Annotated in this window: 14 protein-coding genes and 3 pseudogenes; 5 read left to right on the plus strand and 12 right to left on the minus strand. The window is 69.3% G+C overall.

The window, feature by feature from the left end; genetic code table 11:
- Positions 1-48 precede the first annotated feature (48 nt).
- From EZH22_RS18975 to EZH22_RS18985, 3 genes and pseudogenes are all read right to left on the minus strand, one after another.
- Positions 49-1379, minus strand: a pseudogene (locus EZH22_RS18975) (TRAP transporter large permease).
- A gap of 181 nt (positions 1380-1560) precedes the next feature.
- Positions 1561-1977, minus strand: a pseudogene (locus EZH22_RS31920) (TRAP transporter small permease subunit); the annotation flags it as partial.
- 243 nt (positions 1978-2220) lie between these two features.
- Positions 2221-3360: a TRAP transporter substrate-binding protein gene (locus EZH22_RS18985; protein ID WP_203192049.1), complete on the minus strand. Its 1140-nt coding sequence runs from the start codon at positions 3358-3360 to the stop codon at positions 2221-2223.
- Between the two features lie 255 nt (positions 3361-3615).
- On the opposite strand from EZH22_RS18985, the gene EZH22_RS18990 reads away from it, so the two are divergent.
- On the plus strand, positions 3616-4767 hold the full coding sequence (locus EZH22_RS18990) for a zinc-binding metallopeptidase family protein (protein WP_203192050.1): 1152 nt from the start codon (positions 3616-3618) through the stop codon (positions 4765-4767).
- A gap of 115 nt (positions 4768-4882) precedes the next feature.
- The gene (locus EZH22_RS18995; protein ID WP_203192051.1) at positions 4883-6388 is read left to right on the plus strand and encodes an MDR family MFS transporter; all 1506 of its coding nucleotides are present in this window, start codon (positions 4883-4885) and stop codon (positions 6386-6388) included.
- Between the two features lie 9 nt (positions 6389-6397).
- Here the strand turns inward: EZH22_RS18995 and topA are convergent, their stop codons facing one another.
- The 5 genes from topA to EZH22_RS19020 all read right to left on the minus strand — a co-directional run bounded on the left by topA (position 6398) and on the right by EZH22_RS19020 (position 14005).
- A complete protein-coding gene (topA, locus tag EZH22_RS19000) occupies positions 6398-9073 on the minus strand; it encodes a type I DNA topoisomerase (protein WP_203192052.1) in 2676 nt (891 codons plus the stop codon).
- A gap of 878 nt (positions 9074-9951) precedes the next feature.
- Positions 9952-11091 (minus strand): DNA-processing protein DprA, encoded by a 1140-nt coding sequence (gene dprA, locus EZH22_RS19005; protein WP_203192053.1) that lies wholly within the window; start codon positions 11089-11091, stop codon positions 9952-9954.
- A 9-nt stretch (positions 11092-11100) separates the two neighbouring features.
- Positions 11101-11709: a glycerol-3-phosphate 1-O-acyltransferase PlsY gene (gene plsY, locus EZH22_RS19010; RefSeq protein WP_203192054.1), complete on the minus strand. Its 609-nt coding sequence runs from the start codon at positions 11707-11709 to the stop codon at positions 11101-11103.
- A 39-nt stretch (positions 11710-11748) separates the two neighbouring features.
- Complete coding sequence (locus tag EZH22_RS19015) at positions 11749-13065, minus strand: dihydroorotase (protein WP_203192055.1); 1317 nt, start codon at positions 13063-13065, stop codon at positions 11749-11751.
- Positions 13058-14005, minus strand: coding sequence for an aspartate carbamoyltransferase catalytic subunit (locus EZH22_RS19020; protein WP_203192056.1), 948 nt, complete (start codon positions 14003-14005; stop codon positions 13058-13060). Before EZH22_RS19020 ends, EZH22_RS19015 begins: the two co-directional genes overlap by 8 nt.
- A gap of 271 nt (positions 14006-14276) precedes the next feature.
- Between EZH22_RS19020 and EZH22_RS19025 the strand changes: the two genes are divergently transcribed.
- Positions 14277-14705 (plus strand): hypothetical protein, encoded by a 429-nt coding sequence (locus EZH22_RS19025; RefSeq protein ID WP_203192057.1) that lies wholly within the window; start codon positions 14277-14279, stop codon positions 14703-14705.
- Between the two features lie 91 nt (positions 14706-14796).
- Here EZH22_RS19025 and EZH22_RS19030 read toward each other — a convergent pair whose 3' ends face one another.
- The 4 genes and pseudogenes from EZH22_RS19030 to EZH22_RS19045 form a co-directional block, all read right to left on the minus strand.
- Positions 14797-15735 (minus strand): AEC family transporter, encoded by a 939-nt coding sequence (locus EZH22_RS19030; protein WP_203192058.1) that lies wholly within the window; start codon positions 15733-15735, stop codon positions 14797-14799.
- 182 nt (positions 15736-15917) lie between these two features.
- The gene (gene ruvX, locus EZH22_RS19035; RefSeq protein WP_203192059.1) at positions 15918-16436 is read right to left on the minus strand and encodes a Holliday junction resolvase RuvX; all 519 of its coding nucleotides are present in this window, start codon (positions 16434-16436) and stop codon (positions 15918-15920) included.
- 57 nt (positions 16437-16493) lie between these two features.
- Positions 16494-16999, minus strand: a pseudogene (locus tag EZH22_RS19040) (CinA family protein).
- On the minus strand, positions 16981-18180 hold the full coding sequence (locus EZH22_RS19045) for a bifunctional 2-C-methyl-D-erythritol 4-phosphate cytidylyltransferase/2-C-methyl-D-erythritol 2,4-cyclodiphosphate synthase (protein WP_203192060.1): 1200 nt from the start codon (positions 18178-18180) through the stop codon (positions 16981-16983). The pseudogene EZH22_RS19040 and the gene EZH22_RS19045 overlap by 19 nt, the downstream one beginning before the upstream one ends.
- 151 nt (positions 18181-18331) lie before the next feature.
- Here EZH22_RS19045 and dusB point away from each other — a divergent pair, with 151 nt between their 5' ends.
- Positions 18332-19369 carry a tRNA dihydrouridine synthase DusB gene (gene dusB, locus EZH22_RS19050; protein WP_231711042.1) on the plus strand — a complete coding sequence of 346 codons (1038 nt, stop codon included), beginning with the start codon at positions 18332-18334 and terminating at the stop codon, positions 19367-19369.
- Positions 19370-19401: 32 nt separating this feature from the next.
- The gene (locus EZH22_RS19055; RefSeq protein ID WP_203192062.1) at positions 19402-20523 is read left to right on the plus strand and encodes a two-component system sensor histidine kinase NtrB; all 1122 of its coding nucleotides are present in this window, start codon (positions 19402-19404) and stop codon (positions 20521-20523) included.
- Position 20524 lies beyond the last annotated feature (1 nt).

Below are 20524 nucleotides of genomic sequence, written 5' to 3' on the forward strand. Positions count from 1 at the left end.
TGCCGCTCTCTCCCGCCGGGCGCCATAGGGCGCATCGGCCGCCCCGCTTCACCCGTACAGCGCCTTCGGCAGCCATAGCGCGATGCCGGGGAAGATGTAGAGCAGCGCCATGGACAGGATGACGATGGCGAGGAACGGCATCACCCCGAGAAGATCTCGTCGATGGAGACGTGCTTCGGCGCGACGCCCTTCAGATAGAAGGGCGCCATGGCCACCGGCGGGGACAGGAAGGAGGTCTGCAGGTTCAGCGCCACCAGCACCCCGAAGAAGATCGGGTCCACCCCGAAATTGTCCAGCAGCGGCAGGAAGATGGGCAGGAAGATCACGATGATCTCGGTCCATTCCAGCGGCCAGCCGAGCACGAAGATGATGGCCTGCGTGAGCAGCAGGAAGCCGATGGGCCCGAGGTTGAGGGAGAGGACGAAATTCTCCACCACCTGCTGGCCGCCGAGCAACGCGAACACGGCGGAGAACACCGCCGAGCCGACGAACAGCCAGCACACCATCGCCGAGGCGCGGGCGGTGAGGAACACGCTCTCCTTCAGCTTGTCGAACGAGAAGCTGCGATAGACCAGCGCCAGCAGCACAGCGCCCGCCGCGCCCACCGCCGCCGCCTCCGAAGGGGTGGCGAGGCCGAAGACGATGGCCCCGAGCACGCTGGAGATGAGAAGCGCCAGGGGCAGGAAGGAGGTGGCCAGCGCGAAGACGATCTCCCGCACCGAGCCCGCCCGCTGCGCCGCCGGCAGCTTGGGGGCCAGCGCGGGGTTCACAGTGGCCCGGATCACCACGTAGAGGATGTAGAGGCCGGAGAGCATGAGGCCCGGCAGGAAGGCCGCCGCATAGAGCTTCACCACCGACACGCCGGCGGTGGCGCCGTAGAGGATCAGCATCACGCTCGGCGGGATGAGGATGCCGAGGCACCCGCCGGCGCAGACGACGCCGGCGGCCAGGCGCGTGTCGTAGCCAGCGCGCAGCATGGCTGGGAAGGCGAGGAGGCCCATGAGCGTCACCACCGCGCCGACGATGCCGGTGGCGGTGGCGAACATGGCGCAGGTGATGAGGGTGGCCACGGCGAGGGATCCGGGCACCCAGCCGGCGGCGAGCTGGATGGCGCGGAACAGCCGGTCGAGGATGCTCGCCCGCTCCACCACATAGCCCATGAACAGGAACAGCGGGATGGAGATGAGCACGTCGTTCGCCATGACCGAATAGGTGCGCTGGACGAAGAGCTGGAACACGGTGTCGCCGCGCGTGAAGTATCCAAAGCCCACGCCCAGCGCCATCAGCGTGAAGGCGATGGGGAAGCCGAGCATCAGGAAGACAAGGAACAGCACCAGCATCAGGATGCCGAGGGCGGGATCGGACAAGAGGAAGGACATCACAGCGCCCCCGGCCGATGGCTTCCGCATCCGCCTTGTTGGCGGCCTGCTCGAGGATGAGCTTTTCCATCTCCTCCACGTCGTTGAGACGTTGCGGCCACACGCCGGACCTCAGCGTGAGGAGGCAGCGGATCACCTCGACGATGCCCTGGAACAGCATCATCACACCGGTCAGGGGGATGAGGCCCTTGAATGGCCAGATGATGGGGCCGTCGGGAGAGAAGGAGGAATGCTCGTTGAGCAGCCAGGACAGGCGGAAATAACCCCAGCCCGCATAGATGAGGGCGAGGATGCCCGGAAAGAAGAACAGGAAGTACAAGGCAAGGTCGACCGCCGCCTGCCGCTTTACCGGCCAGTTGCGGTAGAGGAAATCGCCCCGAACATGGCCATTGCGCGACAGTGTGTAGGCGCCGGCCATCATGAACAGGGTGCCGTAGAGCATGTAGGAGACGTCATAGGCCCATGACGTGGGCGAGCGCAGCATGTAACGGCAGAACACTTCGTAGCAGATCGCTACCGTGAGGACGACGACGCTCCAGGCGAACAGCTTTCCGATGAAGGTGTTGACCGTGTCCACGGCCAGAAGGAACCGTTGCATCAGCGGGTTTCCTGCGGAAGGGCAATGTTTTTTTGTTTGGCTGGACGGCTGTCCGGTACTGCAGGGCGAGAGGTGCCGGGCCCGGGTCGTGCCGGGCGTTCACGCCCGGCCGCGCGCATGACCACAAGGGTTGCCCCGGCCGCGGGGCGTGAATGGCCGGCACAAGGCCGGCCATGACGGCTGTGAGGATCGCAGGGATGCGACGCGTTTGTGCCGCCGCGTCCCTGCGCGAGCCGCCGCGCCCTACGCCCGCTTGAAGAAGTGGTTGTAGGCCATGGCGCTGTCCGGCTCGTATTCGAGGCGGAAGCCCACCACGCGCTTCGCCCACGCCATCTGGCTGTCGATGACCTTCTTGAAGAAGGGATCGGCGGAGAGGGTGGCGATCACCTTGTCCCAGGCGTTGAGCTGCGCCTGGAGCACGGCCGGCGGGGTCTGCACCACCTTCACGCCGCGCGCCTTGAGCGCCTCCAGGTCCTTGGAATAGCGATCCTGCGCCTTCCACATCATGTCCGAGGAGGCGGCGTCGGAGGCCCCGCGGATGATCGCCTGCACGTCCTTCGGCAGCCCGTCGAACTTGGTCTTGTTGAACAGCACCTCGAAGCATTCGAGGGCCTGGTGATAGCTCTTCACCATGTAGACCTTGGACACGTCCGGGAAGCCCAGCACCGTGTCGGAGGAGGGGTTGTTGAACTCCGCCCCGTCGATGAGGCCGCGGTCCATGGCCGGCACGATCTCGCCGCCGGGCAGGATGGTGACGGCGACGCCCAGTTCTTTGTTCAGGTCGGCGGCAAGGCCGACGGTGCGATACTTCAGGCCCTTGAGCTGGTCGGGGCTGGTGATCTCGCTCTTGAACCAGCCGAGCGGCTGTCCCGGCATGGGGCCGGTGAGCAGGCCCACCACGTTGAGCTTCAGGATGGTCTGTACCAGCTCGTCGTAGAGCTGCTGACCGCCGCCGTAGCGGATCCAGCCCATCAGTTCGTCCGCATCCCAGCCGAAGGCGGGGGCGGTGCCGAACAGCGAGAAGGCCTTGTTCTTGCCGTACCAGTAGGCGGACACGCCGTGGCCGCCGTCGATGATGCCGGCGGAGACCGCGTCCGCCACCTGGAAAGCGGGGACGACCGCGCCGGCCGCGAGCAGTTCCACCTCCACCCGTCCACCGGACATGGCGTTCACCGTCTTCACGAAGTCGCCGGCGAATTCGTGGAAGATGTCCTTGTTAGGCCAGGTGGACTGGAACTTCAGCTTGACCGGCGCCTGGGCATGGACCGCAGGAGCGGCGACAGCCGTGGCGCCGGCGGCGGCCGCGACGGCGAGAAGGGCGCGTCGGGTGGGACGTGCCCTGTCATTCGTGCTCTTGTCATTCGTGCTCTTGTCTTGGCTCACATTTTCCTCCCTTGTGGCGAGCCGGCATTTTTGCCTGGCGGGTGTTGGCGCACCTCGAGCCACGTTACGTCAGAGAGAAGACGCCACGGCATGCCCTCAGGGCAATAGCTTAAAGTCGAAGGTCAGCTAATTTTGTGAAACCGGCCAAAACGGGCCCTTTGGAACCGGGGGTGGCACCTGCCGTTATATGCGGCAGTGCATCATCGAGAGCGCGTCCGGCGCCGCTCGCGAAGGCCGGAGGAGGAGAGGGAGAACATGCGTCTGTTTCGCTGCGCGGCCTGCGATCAACTGCTCTATTTCGAGAACCGTCGCTGCGAGAAGTGCGGTCACGATCTCGGCTACATCGCCGAGATGAACGAGCTCGCGGCGCTGGAGCCGGACGGGGACGCGTGGCAGGCGCTCGGTCAGACGGGCGGGCGCTACCGCTTCTGCGCCAATGCGGCGCACGATGCCTGCAACTGGCTGGTGCCGGAGGAGGAAGAGGGCGAATTCTGCCTCGCCTGCCGTCACAACCGCATCGTGCCCGACCTCGCTGTTCCGGAGAACCTGCGCAAATGGCGCAAGGTGGAGATGGCAAAGCATCGGCTTGTCTATTCGCTCGTGCGCCTCAACCTGCCGCTGGAAAGCAACGAGGACCGCGAGGGCGGCCTGTGCTTCGACTTCCTCGCCGACGCGCCCGACGGCTCCACGCCGAGGGTGATGACCGGCCATGACGAGGGCCTCATCACCATCGCCCTGGCCGAGGCCGACGATGCCGAGCGCGAGCAGCGCAAGAGCGATCTCGGTGAGCTTTACCGCACCCTGCTCGGACATTTCCGCCACGAGGTGGGCCATTATTACTGGAACCGCCTGGTGCGTGACGCCGGGCGGCTGGAAGCCTTCCGCGCCGTGTTCGGCGACGAGACGGCCGATTATGGCGAGGCCCTGAAGACCTATTACAGCAACGGTCCGCTGCCCGACTGGCAGTCCAATTTCGTCTCCGCCTATGCCACCGCGCATCCGTGGGAGGATTTCGCGGAGACTTTCAAGCACTATGTCCACATCGTGGACACGCTGGAGATGGCCGCGGCGTTCGGCATCCAGGTTCATCCGGGGCTCGACAGCACCGGCGAGCTGGGCGCCGAGGTGGACTTCAACCCCTACCAGGCCTGCCCCGTCCAGCAGATGGTGGATTCGTGGCTGCCCATGTCGTTCGCGTTGAACAACCTCAACCGCTGCCTCGGCATGTCGGACGCCTATCCGTTCATCCTCGGTCCGGGCGTGATCCAGAAGCTTGGCTTCATCCACCGCATGATCCATCGCCAGGTGGAGGCGGATCCGGTTGCCGCATCGACTGGCGAGGAGATTCCCCCGGGCCGCGGCAAGAACGAGGCCGACGCTCCGGAGGGCAAGCCCGAGGCCGCCTGACGGGATTGTGACGAGCCCGGCCGCGCGCCGGGCTCCCTTCTTTCGTCCCCGCCCTTGCATTTTTGCGCCCGGCGATCGCCCATGAGCCACCTTGCCGCGCACCGATTCCCCCTGCATGACCCATCCCCCGGCCGTCCTGTCACACCCCTCCGGCCCTGATGCCGCGGCGCCGCTCGGCCATGACGAGGTGCTGCGCATCATCGCCGGCCTGATGCTCGCCATGTTGCTGGGGGCGCTGGACCAGACCATCGTCGCCACCGCGTTGCCCACCATTGGCGCCGCATTCGGCGACTTCACGAATCTCTCCTGGGTGGTGACCGCCTATCTCATCGCCGCGACGATCGCGACGCCGCTCTACGGCAAGCTCAGTGACATTCACGGCCGGCGGGTGATGCTGCTGATCTCGGTCGCGGTGTTCTCGCTGGCCTCCGTCGCCTGCGCGCTGGCACCGAGCCTTCTCATCCTGGTGCTGGCGCGCGGACTCCAGGGGCTGGGCGGCGGGGGGCTCATCTCGCTGGCGCAGACCATCATCGCGGACGTGGTGTCGCCGCGTGATCGGGTGCGCTATCAGGGCTACATTGCAGGCGTCTTCGCCGCCTCCAGCATTGCCGGGCCGGTGCTCGGCGGGCTGTTCGCCCAGCACCTCCACTGGTCGCTCATCTTCTGGATCAACCTGCCGCTGGGGCTCGCCGCCTTCATCGTGACGCGCCGTGCCCTCAAGCGGCTGCCGCGGCACGAACGCCGGCACGACATGGACATCGCCGGCGCCGCCTTGATGGCGGTGGCGAGCATCCTGCTGCTGCTCGCGCTCGGGTGGGGGGGCTTGCGCTACCCATGGACGTCACCGGAGATCCTCGGCCTGCTCGCCGGCACGGCGCTGTTCACCGGCCTGTTCATCTGGCGGATGAGGCGCGCGGCGGAGCCGTTCCTTCCCCTCGACCTCCTCACCGACCAGGTGGTGGGGCGCGGCATCGCCACGTCGTTCATGACGGTTGGATCGATGGTGGGCCTGTCCATCTTCGTGCCGCTCTATTTCGAAACGGTGCGCGGGCTCTCGGCGAGCCAGTCGGGGCTCGCCCTCATTCCTCTGATGGGGGGCGTGGTCTGCGGCGCCACCCTGTCGGCCCGCACCATGCCGCGGCTCACGCACTACAAGCGTCCGGCCCTGGCCGGAAGCCTGGTCGCCACGCTGACGCTGGCGGGGCTCGCCGGCGCGGCGGCCGCCCTGCCGCTGGCCGTGCTCGGAATGCTGCTGACCCTGGTGGGCATCGGCATCGGCATGATGCTGCCGGTGTGCACCATCTCCATCCAGAATGCCGTGCCGCCGCACCGCATGGGGACGGCGACGGGGGTGATGACCTTCTTCCGCCAGCTCGGTGGGGCGCTCGTGGTGGCCGTGCTCGGCGCCGTGCTGCTGGCCGTGCTGGGCCGCGGGTCGGGACTCGATGCGGAAACACTGGCGCATGGCGCCGGGACACCGGCTCTCGCCGCCGCCTTCGGCCTGGTTTTCGCTGCCGTGGCGGTGGTTCAGCTCGCCGCCACGGCGCTGCTGTGGACATTGCCCGAGCGGCCCCTGCGCGGCTCCGTACTGGTCACGGGGGAGGCGGGGTCGATCGGGTAGGAGCGGTACCTACTCCGCTGCCTTGTTGCCTTTTCCGGCACTTTTCGCGGATGTCTTGGCGGCCGGCTTCTTCGCGGTTGCCTTCTTGGCGGTCGCCTTCTTGGCTGCCTTCGCCCCGTCGCCGGCATCTGCGGCCCCCGGCGCCTTCCGGCCGCCGCGGGCCGGCTTCGCCGGGGATGCCGCCGCCTTGGCGTCGATGAGGGCGACCGCCGCTTCCAGGGTCAGGGCTTCGGGGTCCACCGACTTGGGCAGGGTCGCGTTGACCTTGCCGTGGTTCACATAGGGACCGAACCGGCCCGGCCGCACGGTGATCGGCCCGCCGTGGGTGGGGTGATCGCCGAGCGTTCGGCCCGGGGTGGCCGCGCCGCGCCCGCCGCGCCCCTTGGACTGCTTCTCGGCGATGAGGGTGACCGCCCGGTTGAGGCCGACGGCAAGGATGTCGTCGCCGTCCTCGATGTTGGCGTAGGTGCGCCCGTGCTGGACATACGGCCCGTAGCGGCCGATGCCGGCGAGGATGGGTTCGCCATCCTCCGGATGCTTGCCCACCTCGCGCGGCAGGGCCAGCAGCTTGAGGGCGATGTCCAGCTCCACATCCGCCGGGGCAAGGCCCTTCGGCAAGGAGGAGCGCTTGGGCTTCTCCCCGTCCTTGCCCTCGCCGAGCTGGAGGTAGGTGCCGAAGCGGCCCGAGCGGATGGTGACTTCCTCGCCGGTCTCCGGGTCGATCCCGAGCACGCGCTTGCCGTCGCCCTCCGGCGCGCTTTCCCCGCCGGTGAGGGGGCGGGTATGGCGGCATTCGGGATAGTTGGAGCAGCCGATGAAGGCGCCGAACTTGCCCATCTTCAGCGACAGCCGCCCGGTCCCGCAGGTGGGGCACAGGCGCGGGTCGGTCCCGTCCTCGGTCGGGGGGAAGATGTGGGCGGTGAGCATCTCGTCGAGGGCGTCCAGCACCTGCGACACGCGCAGGTCCTTGGTGGCCTCGATGGCGGCGTGGAAATCCTGCCAGAAGGCGCGCAGCACCTCCTTCCAGTCGAGCTCCGCCGCGGACACCTCGTCGAGCTTCTCCTCGAGGTCGGCGGTGAAGTCGTATTCCACGTAGCGCTTGAAGAAGCTTTCGAGGAAGGCCGTCACCAGCCGTCCCTTGTCTTCCGGAACGAGGCGTTTCTTGTCGAGCTTCACATATTCGCGGTCGCGCAGCACGGCGAGCACGGCGGCATAGGTGGAGGGGCGGCCGATGCCGAGCTCCTCCATGCGCTTCACCAGGGAGGCCTCCGAATAGCGCGGCGGCGGCTCGGTGAAGTGCTGGTCGGTGAGGATGTCGCGCCGGTCGAGCTTGTCATCGGCGCTCATGGCCGGGAGGCGGCGGCTCTCCTCGTCGTCGTCGTCATCGTCCTTGCCCTCGCGATAGAGGGTGAGGAAGCCGTCGAACTTCACCACGGTGCCGGTGGCGGTGAGGTCGAGGACGCGGCCGCCTGCTTTCGCCTCGATATCGGCGGTGGTGCGCTCCAGCTCCGCCGATTCCATCTGGCTCGCCACGGTGCGGATCCAGATCAGCTCGTAGAGCTTGGCCTGCTCGCTATCGAGATGGCGCGCCGCCTCGCGGGGATGCCGGGCGGGGTCGGTGGGGCGGATGGCCTCGTGGGCCTCCTGCGCGTTCTTGGCCTTGGTGGTGTACTTGCGCGGCACGCCGGGCAGGTATTTCGGGCCGAACTGCTTGCCGATGGCGCTGCGGGTGGCGGCCACCGCCTCGGGGGCCATGTCCACGCCATCAGTTCGCATGTAGGTGATGAGGCCCACCGTCTCGCCGCCCACGTCCACGCCCTCGTAGAGGCGCTGGGCGATCTGCATGGTGCGGGCCGGCGCGAGGCCGAGCTTGCGGCTGGCTTCCTGCTGCAGGGTGGAGGTGGTGAAGGGCGGCTGCGGATGCCGGCGGACCGGCTTGGCTTCCACCGAGCGCACGCGGAAATCCGCCGCCTCCAGCGCCGCGCGGAAGGCCTTGGCTTCCTCGGCGGTGCCCACGGAGAGGCGGGTGATCTTCTTGCCGTCGGCGCCCGAAAGCCGCGCCTCGAATTCCTCGGCGCGGGGCGTCGCGAGCTTGGCGACGATGGACCAGTATTCGCGGGCGACGAAGGTCTCGATCTCACGCTCACGGTCGCAAACCAGGCGCAGTGCGACAGACTGCACGCGGCCGGCCGAGCGGGCGCCGGGCAGCTTGCGCCACAGCACCGGGGAGAGCGTGAAGCCGACGAGATAATCCAGCGCGCGGCGGGCGAGATAGGCGTCCACCAGCGCCACGTCGATGGCGCGGGGCGCCTTCATGGCGTCCAGCACGGCCTGCTTGGTGATGGCGTTGAAGACGACGCGCTCGACCTTCTGGTCCTTCAGCGCTTTCTTCTGCTTCAGCACCTCCAGCACGTGCCAGGAGATGGCCTCGCCCTCGCGATCCGGGTCGGTGGCGAGGATGAGCCCGCTCGCCCCCTTCACCGCGCTCGCGATCTCGTTGAGCCGCTTCTGTGCCTTGGGATCCACCTCCCAGAGCATGCGGAAATCGGCGTCCGGATCGACCGAGCCGTCCTTCGACGGCAGGTCGCGCACATGGCCGTAGGAGGCGATGACCTCATAGCCGGGGCCGAGATATTTGTTGATCGTCTTCGCCTTAGCCGGCGATTCGACGATGACGACCTGCATGACGAACCATGTCTGTTCAAGGGCCGCCGCCCCATTGCGCGGCCCCAGGGATGAAGTTCTGCCGTCAGGCCGCTGCGGACCCGCCGACGCCCCGTTCGGATCTGTTCCGTCCGGTGTCCAGCATCCCCGGCCAGCCGGGGCGCGCCGGATCGGGACGGCCCGTGAAGGCCGCCGGCCCGGATCGCGGCACCGGAGGAGCGGGGGCAACATGGGGAGCCGGACGGCACCTGTCAAATGTCCCGCTCCCGATGGATCTGGAGGACGGCGCTTGGATTATACAACTTCAGGTATGTTTTAATACCTATGACAATCTATAAGAGGTATGTGTTTCCGAGAGGGCGACAGACGGCGCCATGACCAATGAACACAGTTCAGGACAAGCGGGCGACCCCGCGGCAGCCGCAGCCTATGTGGCTGCGATCACTGCGGAACTTTCCCGCATCGCGCGAGCGAACGGTCTCACCACCCTGGCCTACATCCTAGAAATGGCCCGCTTGGAAGCCAGGGCGGTCTCCGATGGCGCAGGCAGGCCAGGGAGCGGCATCACAGGCTAGAAGCGCTTGTGGTGAACCCCAGTTCACCGCAAGCGCTCCAACCCTTTGTTTAAATGCGTTTTCTTTGCGTGAACCGGACTCCGCCCGAAACCGCTCTAGGACCGCCTCGCAGGTGAAGCGCAAGGCCACTCCAGCCTCGATTCGATCCGCCTGCTTCGCGCGAACCGGGACGGAGCGGAGCACGAGGATGCTCGCGGGCCGAAGCCGGCGGCGCTAGCCGGCCCGATGCCGCGCCGCGGATGGAGGAGGGCCGTTCCGCCGCTCCCTGGCCGGTTCGGCGGATTGGCACGTGCTGGGGCCGCTCGCGCCGCGGAGGCCGGGCCGCTACTTCAGCGCGACGCGCCCGGTGCCCGGCCGGTCGAGCCGGCCGGCAAGGTCGAGTTCCAGCAGCACGATCTGCACCTCGGCGGCCGTGCAGCCGGAGAGCCGCACCAGGTCGTCGATGAACGTTGGGACGGGCCCGAGCAGGCCCACGATGCGGGCGCGCGCATCCTCGCCGGGAGCGGCGGGCTCGATCGGCGGGCCATCCGCCTCGATGGCCTCCGGACCCGCCTGTCCGGCCATGGGCGTGAGCACCTCGATCACGTCCGCCGCCGCGGTGACCAGTGTTGCCCCCTGCTTGATCAGGCGGTTGGTGCCGCCGGCGCGCGGATCGAGCGGCGAGCCGGGCACCGCGAACACCTCGCGCCCCTGCTCGGCGGCGAGCCGGGCGGTGATGAGGGAGCCCGAGCGCTCCGCGGCCTCCACCACGACGACGCCAAGGGACATGCCGGAAACGAGCCGGTTGCGGCGCGGGAAGTCGCGCGCCCGCGGCTCCCACGCCACCGGCATTTCCGAGACCACCGCGCCCATGTCGGCCACCGCCTCGATGAGCTTCAAATTCTCCGGCGGGTAGGGGCGGGCGAGACCGCCGGCGAACACGCCCACCGTGCCGCCGTCGAGGCTTGCCTCGTGCGCCGCGGCGTCAATGCCGCGCGCGAGGCCCGAGACCACCACCCAGCCCGCTGCCGCCAGATCGCGGGCGAGGCGCGCGGCGAAGGTGCGGCCGGCGGCGGATGCGTTGCGTGCTCCGACAATGCCCACCATCGGCCGGCGCAGCACCTCGCCCCGGCCGCGGACGCAGATGAGCGGCGGCGCATCGTCGAGCTGGGCGAGGGCGGACGGATAGTCGGCCTCGCCCATGGCGACCAGCCGCGCCCCGATTCGGGCGAGGGCCGCCATCTCGGCCTCGGCTTCCTCGCGGGTGGGCGTGCGCGGGGGCACCAGCCGTCCGCCGCGCCGGGCGAGGGTGGGCAGGGCGTCGAGCGCGGCCGCCGCGCCGCCGAACTGGTTGATGAGGGTGCGGAAGGTGCGCGGTCCCACATTCTCGGTGCGGATGAGGCGCAGCCAGTCGAGCCGCTGGGCGGGGCCGAGCAGTTCGCCCGGACCGGGGCCGGCGGTTCCCGGGGGCTTGCCGCGCGACATGCCGGGACCTCAGCCTTTCGCGCCGATCTTGCCCTCGGTCCCATCGAGGAGGCGGCGGATGTTGGCGTGATGCTTGATCCACAAGAGGATGGCGAGGGTCGCCAGCAGCAGCGCCAGGGCGTCGGTGCCGAAGACCTTCGCGGCGACCACCGTCGCCACCGAGGCCATCAGCGCGGACAGGGACGAGTAGCGGGTGAAGTAGGCGGCGGCCAGCCACACCACGGCGAAGGCGAGGGCGGCCGGCCAGAACAGGCCCAGTGCGATGCCGAGGAAGGTGGCCACCCCCTTGCCGCCGCGAAAGCCAAGCCACACCGGAGCGATATGGCCGAGGAAGGCGCCGAGCCCCGCCGCGAAGGCGGCGTTCTCCCCGTAGAAATACCCGGCCGCGAGCACCGCGAGGGTCCCCTTCAGCGCATCCAGCAGCAGCGTCGCGGCGGCAAGGTCCTTGCGGCCGGTGCGCAGCACGTTGGTGGCGCCGATGTTGCCGGAGCCGATGGAGCGGATGTCCTTCGTGCCCGCCGTCCGGGTCAGCAGCAGGCCGAACGGGATCGAGCCGAGCAGGTAGCCGAACGCCAGCGCCAGCAGCAGCACGAGCACGGACGATGGGGCATCGGGCATTGCGACCTCAGCGGCGGAAGCGCGAGCGGGGCGGGCGCATCAAACGTATTCGTAGATGGTTTGGCCGGCAACGATGGTCCGCAGCACCCGGCCGTCGAGCCGTGCCTCGTCGAACGGGGTGTTGCGGCAACGGGACTTCAGCTGCGCCGGATCGAGCACGTAGGGCAGGCCGGGATCGAACACGACCACGTCCGCCGGCGCGCCGGGGCGCAGCGTTCCCGCATCGAGGCCGAGGATCTGCGCCGGCCGGGTGGAGAGGGCGGCGAGCAGGTTCACGAGGTCCACCTGGTCGGAATGGACGAGCCGGAGCGCCGCGGACAGCAGGGTTTCGAGCCCGATGGCGCCGGGCTCGGCCTCGGAGAAGGGCAGGCGCTTGCCCTCCACGTCCTGCGGCAGATGGTCGGAGACCACCACGTCGATGACGCCGGAGGCCACCGCCCGGATCAGGGCCTGACGGTCCTCCTCCGCCCGCAGCGGCGGGGCGAGCCGGAAATAGGTGCGGTAGGCACCGATATCGAGCTCGTTGAAGGACAGGTGGTTGATGGTGGCGGAGGCCGTTACCGGCAGGCCCGCCGCCTTGGCCCGCGCCAGTACCTCCAGCGATTCGGAGCAAGTCAGCGCCGCCGCGTGGTAGCGTCCGCGCGCGCTCGCCACGAGCCGAACGTCGCGTTCCAGAACGATGGTCTCGGCGGCCTTGGGATTGCCGGAAAGGCCGAGGCGCGCGGCGAAGGCGCCCTCGTTCATGGCCCCCTGCGACATGGTCGCGTCCTCGGTGTGGTGCACCAGGAGGGCGTCGAAATCGCGGGCATAGGTCAGCGCCCGGCGCAGCACCTGCGCGCTCGCGACGGAGCGGTAGCCATCGGTGAAGGCGACGGCGCCGGCGGCCTGCAACAGGCCGATCTCGGTCATCTCCTCGCCCTTCAGGCCCTTGGTGATGGCCGCCATGGGGTGCACGCGCACCACCGCCGTGTCCCGCGCGCGGCGCAGGATGAAGTCGACGATGGCCGGGTCGTCCACCACCGGGTCGGTGGTCGGCTGACAGATGATGGTGGTGACGCCGCCCGCCGCCGCCGCATGGCTGGCGGAAGCCAGCGTCTCACGGTGCTCGGCGCCGGGCTCGCCGACGAAGGCGCGCATGTCGACGAGGCCGGGCGCCACCACGGCGCCCTTGCAGTCCACCACCTCTGCGCCCTCGGGAACGCCGGCGGCGGCGATGCCGAAGCCGGCATCCTTGATCACGCCGTCGGCGAGGTAGACGTCGCCGTGGAAGTCTGAGCCGCGGGACGGGTCGATCACCCGCGCATTGGCCAAAAGCAACGGGCGCGGGTTCTGGTGGGGAAGGCGGCCGTCACGCATTGGGAAGCTTCCGGGCGAGGGTATCGAGCACGGCCATGCGCACCGCGACGCCCATCTCCACCTGCTCGCGGATCAGGGATTGCGCGCCGTCCGCCACGCTCGAATCGATCTCCACGCCGCGATTCATCGGGCCGGGATGCATCACCAGCGCGTCGGGGGCGGCAAGTCGCAGCTTGGCCTCGTCGAGGCCGAAATAGTGGAAGTACTCCTTCACCGAGGGAATGAAGGAGCCGGCCATCCGCTCGCGCTGCAGGCGCAGCATCATCACGATGTCGGCCCCCTCGAGCCCCGCCTCCATGGTGCGGAACACCTCGACGCCGAGGCTTTCGACGCCGGCGGGCAGGAGGGTGGAGGGGGCAACCACCCGCACCTTCGCGCCCAGGGCGTTGAGCAGCAGGATGTTGGAGCGGGCGACGCGCGAATGCAGCACGTCGCCGCAGATGGCCACCGTGAGGCCCTGGATGCGCCCCTTGTTGCGGCGGATGGTGAGGGCGTCCAGCAAAGCCTGGGTGGGATGCTCGTGGGCGCCGTCGCCGGCGTTCACCACGCAGCAGTCGACCTTGCGCGCCAGCAGCGCCACCGCGCCGGAGGCGTGGTGGCGCACCACCAGGATGTCCGGGTGCATGGCGTTGAGCGTGATGGCGGTGTCGATCAGCGTTTCCCCCTTCTTCACCGAGGAGGAGGCGACGGACATGTTCATCACGTCCGCCCCGAGGCGCTTTCCGGCGATCTCGAAGGAGGACTGGGTGCGGGTGGAGGCCTCGAAGAACAGGTTGATCTGGGTGCGTCCGCGCAGGGTGGTGCGCTTCTTCTCGATCTGCCGGTTGAGTTCGACGAACTCCTCGGCGAGGTCGAGCAGCCCCAGGATTTCACCGGCGGAGAGGCCTTCGATGCCGAGGAGGTCTCGGCCGGAGAGGGTGAAGGCGGGTGCAGCATGCATGGCAGGCGGCAGGCATAGCGGCAGGCGGGGCGAGGGGCAAGGGAAGCTGCTTTCCCGTGCCCGGCTTTGTGCGGGCATCGCCCCGCCGCCCCCGCCGCGCCGGCGTTCAGAAGTCGTTCATCATTCGTGAACATTCTTCCCCGGAACCGCCGGCCCTGCGCCACACTTTGGCACTCAGTCTCTACGAAGCTCATGCCGGACCGGAAGCCAATTGCCGTCCGGTCACCGTCTTCAAGGGCCCTGGGCCCGCGACGTTTTGGGAGTTGCTGAAATGACTTCTCTCCTCCGGGCGAAGCCCCTGCGGGCGCAGGTTCTGGCGCTGACGCTGGCGGCTGCCGCCGCATCGGGCGTGGCGGCGCCGGCTTCGGCCGCGGCCATCGGATCGGGCGCCACCGCGCTTGCCCCGGCGCACGCCGCCGCGCCCACCGAGGTGGGCTACTGGTATCGCGGCCGCTGGTACGGCGGTGGCTGCTGGAATTGCGGGCGCAACAACGGCGCGGCCGTGGGCGCGGCGATCGGGCTCGGCATCCTCGGCGCCGCCGCCATTGCCGGCGCCGCCGGCAGCGCGCCGCCACCGCCGCCCGTTGTCTATTACGAGCCGGAACCCCCGCCGGTGGTCTATGTGCAGCCCGCGCCGCGCCCCCGCAGCTGCTGGGTGCAGACCGGGCCCTACGGCGGAGGCTACTGGTCGCCCTGCTGAGGCGGCCGGCGAGCGCGGATACGAACGGGCGGCCTTCGGGCCGCCCTTTTCGTTGGCCCTTCCGTCCAGCCGGACCTTTGGCGATCGCCTCCTACCCGGCCAGCATTTTGGCGACCGCCACCACGACCGGCAGGGTGATGGCCGCCGCGATGATCTGGAGCGTGAGGATCTCCGCCAGCAGCGGCGCATCCCCGCCCATCTGCCGGGCAAGGACATAGCCGTTGGGTGCCGAGGGCACCGCCGCCGTGATCGCCACCACCACCAGCTCGGTGCCGGTGAGGCCGAGGAGCAGCGACAGGACCAGGGCGATGGCCGGCTTCACCAGCAGCTTCAGCGCCAGGCTGGCGAACACGATGGGACGAGGCTTGGTCAGCCGGTCCAACACCAGCCCGCCACCCACCACCAGCAGCCCGAGGGCGAGGGAGGCGCGGCCGAGGATGTCGCCGAACTCGACGATCACGGCGGGCACCGGAAAATGAGTGGCGTTGAGCGCCGCGCCCAGGGCGCAGGACCAGATGTAGGGGTTGCGGCCCAACTGGCCGATCACATAGCCGAATGTCGGCGGATGGCGGCCCGCGAAGCTCGCCAGCACCAGCACGGCGATGATGTTCACCACCGGGATCATGGCCACCAGCGCAAGCGCGGCGATGGTGATGCCCTCGGCGTGGAACAGGCCGCCCGCCACCGCCAGAACGATATAGGTGTTCCACCGCACCGCGCCCTGGAACAGGGAGGTGAAGCCCGGCCCGTCCGCCGCCAGCGCCGCGATCAGCGGGCGGTGGACGAGGAGGATGAGGCCGGAAAGGATCACCACGCTGCCGATGAGGGCTCCGCCCACGGCAAGCACGTTCACCTGGCTGAGGTCCGCCTTCACCGCCGAGACGATGAGCAGGGACGGGAACAGCACGAAATAGGTGAGCTTCTCCAGCGCCGCCCAGTGCGCGGGATCCGTAAGCAGGATCCGCCGCAGCGTGGCGCCGAGGGCGATGATGAGGAAGACCGGCGCAAGCGCGGTGAAGATCACGGACATGGACGCACGCAGATACAACCCCCGCCGTTCGGCGGCAGGCAATTTATCCTCCCGGCCGGCGCTTTGCGTCGCACACGGCAACATCCCTTTAGAGCGCGTGGAATATTAAGGAAAGCCGGCGTCTCAATTTGGGATGCCGGCGACGGGCCGGGAGAACAGGCCGGGCACGGGAGGGGACCGAATCAGTCCTCCGCCTCGGTTCCGGCTGTGTTCGCGGCGCGGCCGGCGAGGAAGTCGAGCGCGCCTTCCAGGATGAAGAGGGCGGCGTGCTGGTCCACCACGGCGGCGCGGCGGGCGCGGCTCATGTCGGCGGCGATGAGGCCGCGCTCGACGGCGGCGGTGGAGAGCCGCTCGTCCCAGAAGGCGATGGGCCGGCCGGCGAGGCGGGCGAAATTGCGGGCAAAGGCCCGGCTCGCCTGGGCGCGGGGGCCTTCCGAGCCGTCCATGTTGAGGGGCAGGCCCAGCACGAAGCCCACGGCGCGCCGCTCGTCGGCGAGGGCGATGAGGCGCTCGGCATCGGCGGTGAACTTGCTGCGCTTGACCGTTTCCACGGTGGTGGCGATGCGGCGGTCGGGATCGCAGGTCGCTACCCCGATGGTCTTGGTGCCGAGATCGAGCCCGATGAGGGAGCCGCGGAGCGGAAGCCGCGCGGCGATCTCGGCGAGCGGGCCGATGGGGGCGGGGGAGGCGGCATCCGTCATCGCCCATGGCTAGCACGCGGGGCGGGGCGGGCCATGGCGGGCCTCCCCGCGTGGGGCTCAGACTGCGGCGCGGGCGAGCAGGTCCAGGGCCTCCAGGACCGAGCGATGGCGGATCTCGTCGCGGCTGAGGCCGCCGAAGCGCCTTTCCCGGTGTTCCACGCTGCCGTCGCGCCGGGCGCAGGCGAAGTGCACCAAGCCCACCGGCTTCGCCACCGACCCGCCGCCGGGCCCGGCGACGCCGGTGATGGACACCGCCACATCCACCCCGGCGGCGGCGCGTGCCCCCCGGCCATGGCGCGGGCGGTCTCCTCGCTGACCGCGCCATGGGCGGCGAGCGTTGCCTCGGGTACGCCGAGCATGGCCATCTTGGCGGCGTTGGAATAGGTCACGAAGCCCCGGTCCACCACGTCGGAAGAGCCGGGCACGGCGGTGAGAGCGCCGGCGACGAGGCCGCCGGTGCAGGATTCCGCCGTTGCCAGCGTCCAGCCGCGGGCGCGGAAGGCGTCGAGCACGCCGACGGCGCGTGCGTAGGTCTCCGCGTCGATCACGCGTCCTCCTCCCATGGCAGGCGGATGGTGGCGCTGGCCATCGCCGCGATGCCCTCGCGCCGGCCGGTGAAGCCGAGCTTCTCGGTGGTGGTCGCCTTCACCGAGATGCGCGAGGCCGGCACGCCGGTGATTCGCGCGATCTCGGCGCGGATGGCCTCGCGGTGCGGCCCCACCTTCGGCGCCTCGCAGATGAGGGTCAGGTCCAGATGGGCGATCCGCCCGCCCCGTGCCGCCACCTTCTCCACCGCATGGGCAAGGAAGCGGTCGGACGAGGCCCCCTTCCATTGCGGGTCGGAGGGCGGGAAATGGGCGCCGATGTCCCCGTCGCACAGGGCGCCGAGCAGCGCATCGGTGAGAGCGTGCAGCCCCACGTCCGCATCGGAATGGCCGACGAGGCCGAACGCGTGCGGCACGGCGACGCCGCCCAGCATCACGTGGTCCCCGGCGCCGAAGGCATGCACGTCGAAACCGGTGCCGGTGCGCACGTCGGCGAGGTCCTGGAAGGGGGCACGGGCGGCACGCTCCATGTCCTCGGGTGTGGTCAGCTTCACGTTGGTCGTCTCGCCCTCGAAGGTGGCCACGGGGTGGCCCGCCCATTCCATCACCGCCGCATCGTCCGTCAGCGCCTCGACCCCGGCGGCCGCCGCTGCAACATGGGCGGCCATGAGGGGGGCGAAACGGAAGGCCTGCGGGGTCTGGACCGTGCGCAGGATGCTGCGGTCGAGGGTGCCTGTCACCTGCCCGGCGGCATCCAGGCTCTTCACCGTGTCGGTGACCGGCAGCACCGGAATGGCCGCCGGCGCAATGCGCACAGCGGCGACCGCCCGGGCCACGAGCGCGGGCGAGGCATGCGGACGGGCTGCGTCGTGGACGAGCACGGCATCAGGCGCGCCATGCGCCGTCAGCGCCGCAAGGCCCGCCCTGACGGACGCCTGGCGGGTGGCGCCTCCGAACACGGGTGCCAGTATCTTGGGCAGACCGCGCGCAGTCTCCGCAAATAGGCCGGAATCGGCGCTATGGATGACCGGAAGCACAGCCGTCACGTCGGGGTGCGACGCAAAAAGCTGCAAAGTGCGGCGCAGCACCGGCTCACCTGCGAGCAGCTGATATTGTTTGGGCAATGCGCCCCCGGCGCGGGTGCCGCGACCGGCCGCGACGACGATCGCGACGCAATTTTGCGGGGCCTCGCCGGTCATGGGCGGCCCCATGCACAGGCTTCAGTTGCGTGTGGGCGTCGGAAGGCGGCGGGTGACGTCTTCGTGTTGCGCCGCACTTCCACGCAGACTGCCCTTGCGTGGCTCGTGCAATTGTCTAAGATGTAGGCAGAACACGGCTGGCCTAATTTCTGTGCAAGAGACTGTCCCATTTTCCATTCCGGCGTTGCGGGTCGGCGCCGTTGCCCTGCCCAATGCGGTCATCCTCGCCCCCATGGCGGGAATCACCGATGCGCCGGTAAGGCGGATGGCTGTCCGCTACGGCGCGGGCCTCGTCATATCAGAAATGGTCGCGAGCGAGGCGCTTCTGGAGGGCCACCCCGAGATGACGCTGCGTGCCCAGGGAGAAGGGGTCCCGTTTCATGCGGTGCAGATCGCCGGCAACGATCCGCGCCTGATGGGAGAGGCTGCGCGGATGGCCGAGGCGGCGGGAGCCGGCCTCATCGACATCAACATGGGCTGCCCGGCCAAGCGCGTCACCACCGGCGCCGCCGGCGCCGCGCTGTTGCGGGACCTGCCGTTGGCCTGGGCCATCTTCGAGGCGGTGCGCGCGGCGGTTTCGGTGCCGGTCACGGTGAAGACGCGGCTCGGCTGGGATGAAAGCCAGCCCACCGCCGTCGCTCTGGCCCGCATGGCGCAGGAGAGCGGCCTCGCCATGGTGACGGTGCATGGCCGAACCCGTTGCCACTTCTATACCGGCCGGGCGGATTGGCCCTCCATCCGCACGGTCAAGGCGGCGGTCGCGATCCCCGTCGTGGCCAATGGCGATGTCGTCGCCGCCGCCGACGGGGCGGCCATTCTCGCCGCCTCGGGCGCCGACGGCGTGATGATCGGACGCGGCGCGCAGGGCCGTCCCTGGTTTCCGGGGCGGGTGGCGCAGGCGCTGGCCGGGCAATGCGGGGCGGAGGATCCGCCCCTCGACGAGCAGCGCGACGTGCTGCTGGAACTTTATGACGGCTGGCTTTCGCTTTACGGCACGGCCCTCGGCGTGCGCCAGGCGCGCAAGCACGTGGGCTGGGCCCTCGATGCGGCGGCCGGCGGGGAGGGGGAGGCGCACGGGGCGTTCGTGGCGCGCTGGCGCAAGCGCCTCCTCGTGCTCGACGACCCCGGCGGCGTGCGCGCCGGGATCTGCGCCGCCTATGACGAACTCATGTGGAGGGCGGCGGCATGAAGGCCGAAGCCAGAAAGCAAGATACGGGAAAGATGGATCACAAGCGCAAGAGTGAGCCGGAGCACGGCATGACGCGCGCCATCCTGGACGCCGTTCCCCATCCCGTCTTCACCATCGCCGGCAACGGCCATGTGGCGGAGGCGAACGTGGCCGCGGAAGCCTTCTTCGAGGTGAGCGCGCCGCTGCTGCGGCGCCGCCCGCTGAGCGATTTCGTGCCGTTCGGCACGCCGTTGCTGGGCCTCATCGAGCAGGTGCGGGCGCGAGGGGCGCCGGTGAACGAATATCGGGTCGATCTCGGCACGCCGCGCAACGGCGGGGAGCGCGTCGTGGACATCCACGTGGCGCCGGTGTCGGAGCATCCCGACCAGGTGGTGGTGATGCTTCAGGAGCGCACCATCGCCGACAAGATGGACCGCCAGCTGACCCATCGCGGCGCCGCCCGCTCGGTGAGCGCGCTGGCCTCCATGCTGGCGCACGAGATCAAGAACCCGCTCTCCGGCATCCGCGGCGCGGCCCAGCTGCTCGAACAGTCCGCCGACGACGAGGACCGCGCCCTCACCCGCCTCATCTGCGAGGAGGCCGACCGCATCGTGAAGCTCGTCGACCGCATGGAAGTGTTCTCCGACGAGCGGCCGGTGGAGCGTGAGCCGGTGAACATCCACGCGGTGCTGGAGCACGTGCGCACGCTCGCCTCCTCGGGCTTTGCCCGGCACATCCGCTTCGTCGAGGAGTACGACCCCTCGCTGCCGCCAGTGCTCGCCAACCGCGACCAGCTGATCCAGGTGTTCCTGAACCTGGTGAAGAACGCCGCCGAGGCCATCGAAAGCGACCAGGACGGGGAAATCCAGCTCACCACGGCGTTTCGCCCGGGCGTGCGCCTGACGGTGCCGGGTGCCTCCACGCGGGTGAGCCTGCCGCTCGAATTCTGCGTGCGCGACAACGGCAAGGGGGTGCCGGACGATCTTCTGCCCCACCTGTTCGACCCGTTCGTGACCACCAAGCCCACCGGAAGTGGCCTCGGTCTTGCTTTGGTGGCGAAGATCATCGGCGACCACGGCGGTATCGTCGAATGCGACAGCCAGCCCCGCCGTACAACCTTCCGCGTGCTCCTGCCCATGTATCGCGGCAAGAGCGCCCCCCAAGAGGATAACTGAG

It is taken from the genome of Xanthobacter dioxanivorans (assembly GCF_016807805.1).
GTDB lineage: Bacteria > Pseudomonadota > Alphaproteobacteria > Rhizobiales > Xanthobacteraceae > Xanthobacter > Xanthobacter dioxanivorans.

What these genes read in the sequence shown, in the direction of transcription:
- EZH22_RS18990 (WP_203192050.1), top strand. Translation starts at nt 3,616, where the DNA reads ATGCGTCTGTTTCGCTGCGCGGCCTGCGATCAACTGCTCTATTTCGAG.
- EZH22_RS18995 (WP_203192051.1), top strand. Translation starts at nt 4,883, where the DNA reads ATGACCCATCCCCCGGCCGTCCTGTCACACCCCTCCGGCCCTGATGCC.
- topA (WP_203192052.1), bottom strand. Translation starts at nt 9,073, where the DNA reads ATGCAGGTCGTCATCGTCGAATCGCCGGCTAAGGCGAAGACGATCAAC.
- dprA (WP_203192053.1), bottom strand. Translation starts at nt 11,091, where the DNA reads ATGTCGCGCGGCAAGCCCCCGGGAACCGCCGGCCCCGGTCCGGGCGAA.
- plsY (WP_203192054.1), bottom strand. Translation starts at nt 11,709, where the DNA reads ATGCCCGATGCCCCATCGTCCGTGCTCGTGCTGCTGCTGGCGCTGGCG.
- EZH22_RS19015 (WP_203192055.1), bottom strand. Translation starts at nt 13,065, where the DNA reads ATGCGTGACGGCCGCCTTCCCCACCAGAACCCGCGCCCGTTGCTTTTG.
- EZH22_RS19020 (WP_203192056.1), bottom strand. Translation starts at nt 14,005, where the DNA reads ATGCATGCTGCACCCGCCTTCACCCTCTCCGGCCGAGACCTCCTCGGC.
- EZH22_RS19025 (WP_203192057.1), top strand. Translation starts at nt 14,277, where the DNA reads ATGACTTCTCTCCTCCGGGCGAAGCCCCTGCGGGCGCAGGTTCTGGCG.
- EZH22_RS19030 (WP_203192058.1), bottom strand. Translation starts at nt 15,735, where the DNA reads ATGTCCGTGATCTTCACCGCGCTTGCGCCGGTCTTCCTCATCATCGCC.
- ruvX (WP_203192059.1), bottom strand. Translation starts at nt 16,436, where the DNA reads ATGACGGATGCCGCCTCCCCCGCCCCCATCGGCCCGCTCGCCGAGATC.
- EZH22_RS19045 (WP_203192060.1), bottom strand. Translation starts at nt 18,180, where the DNA reads ATGACCGGCGAGGCCCCGCAAAATTGCGTCGCGATCGTCGTCGCGGCC.
- EZH22_RS19055 (WP_203192062.1), top strand. Translation starts at nt 19,402, where the DNA reads ATGGATCACAAGCGCAAGAGTGAGCCGGAGCACGGCATGACGCGCGCC.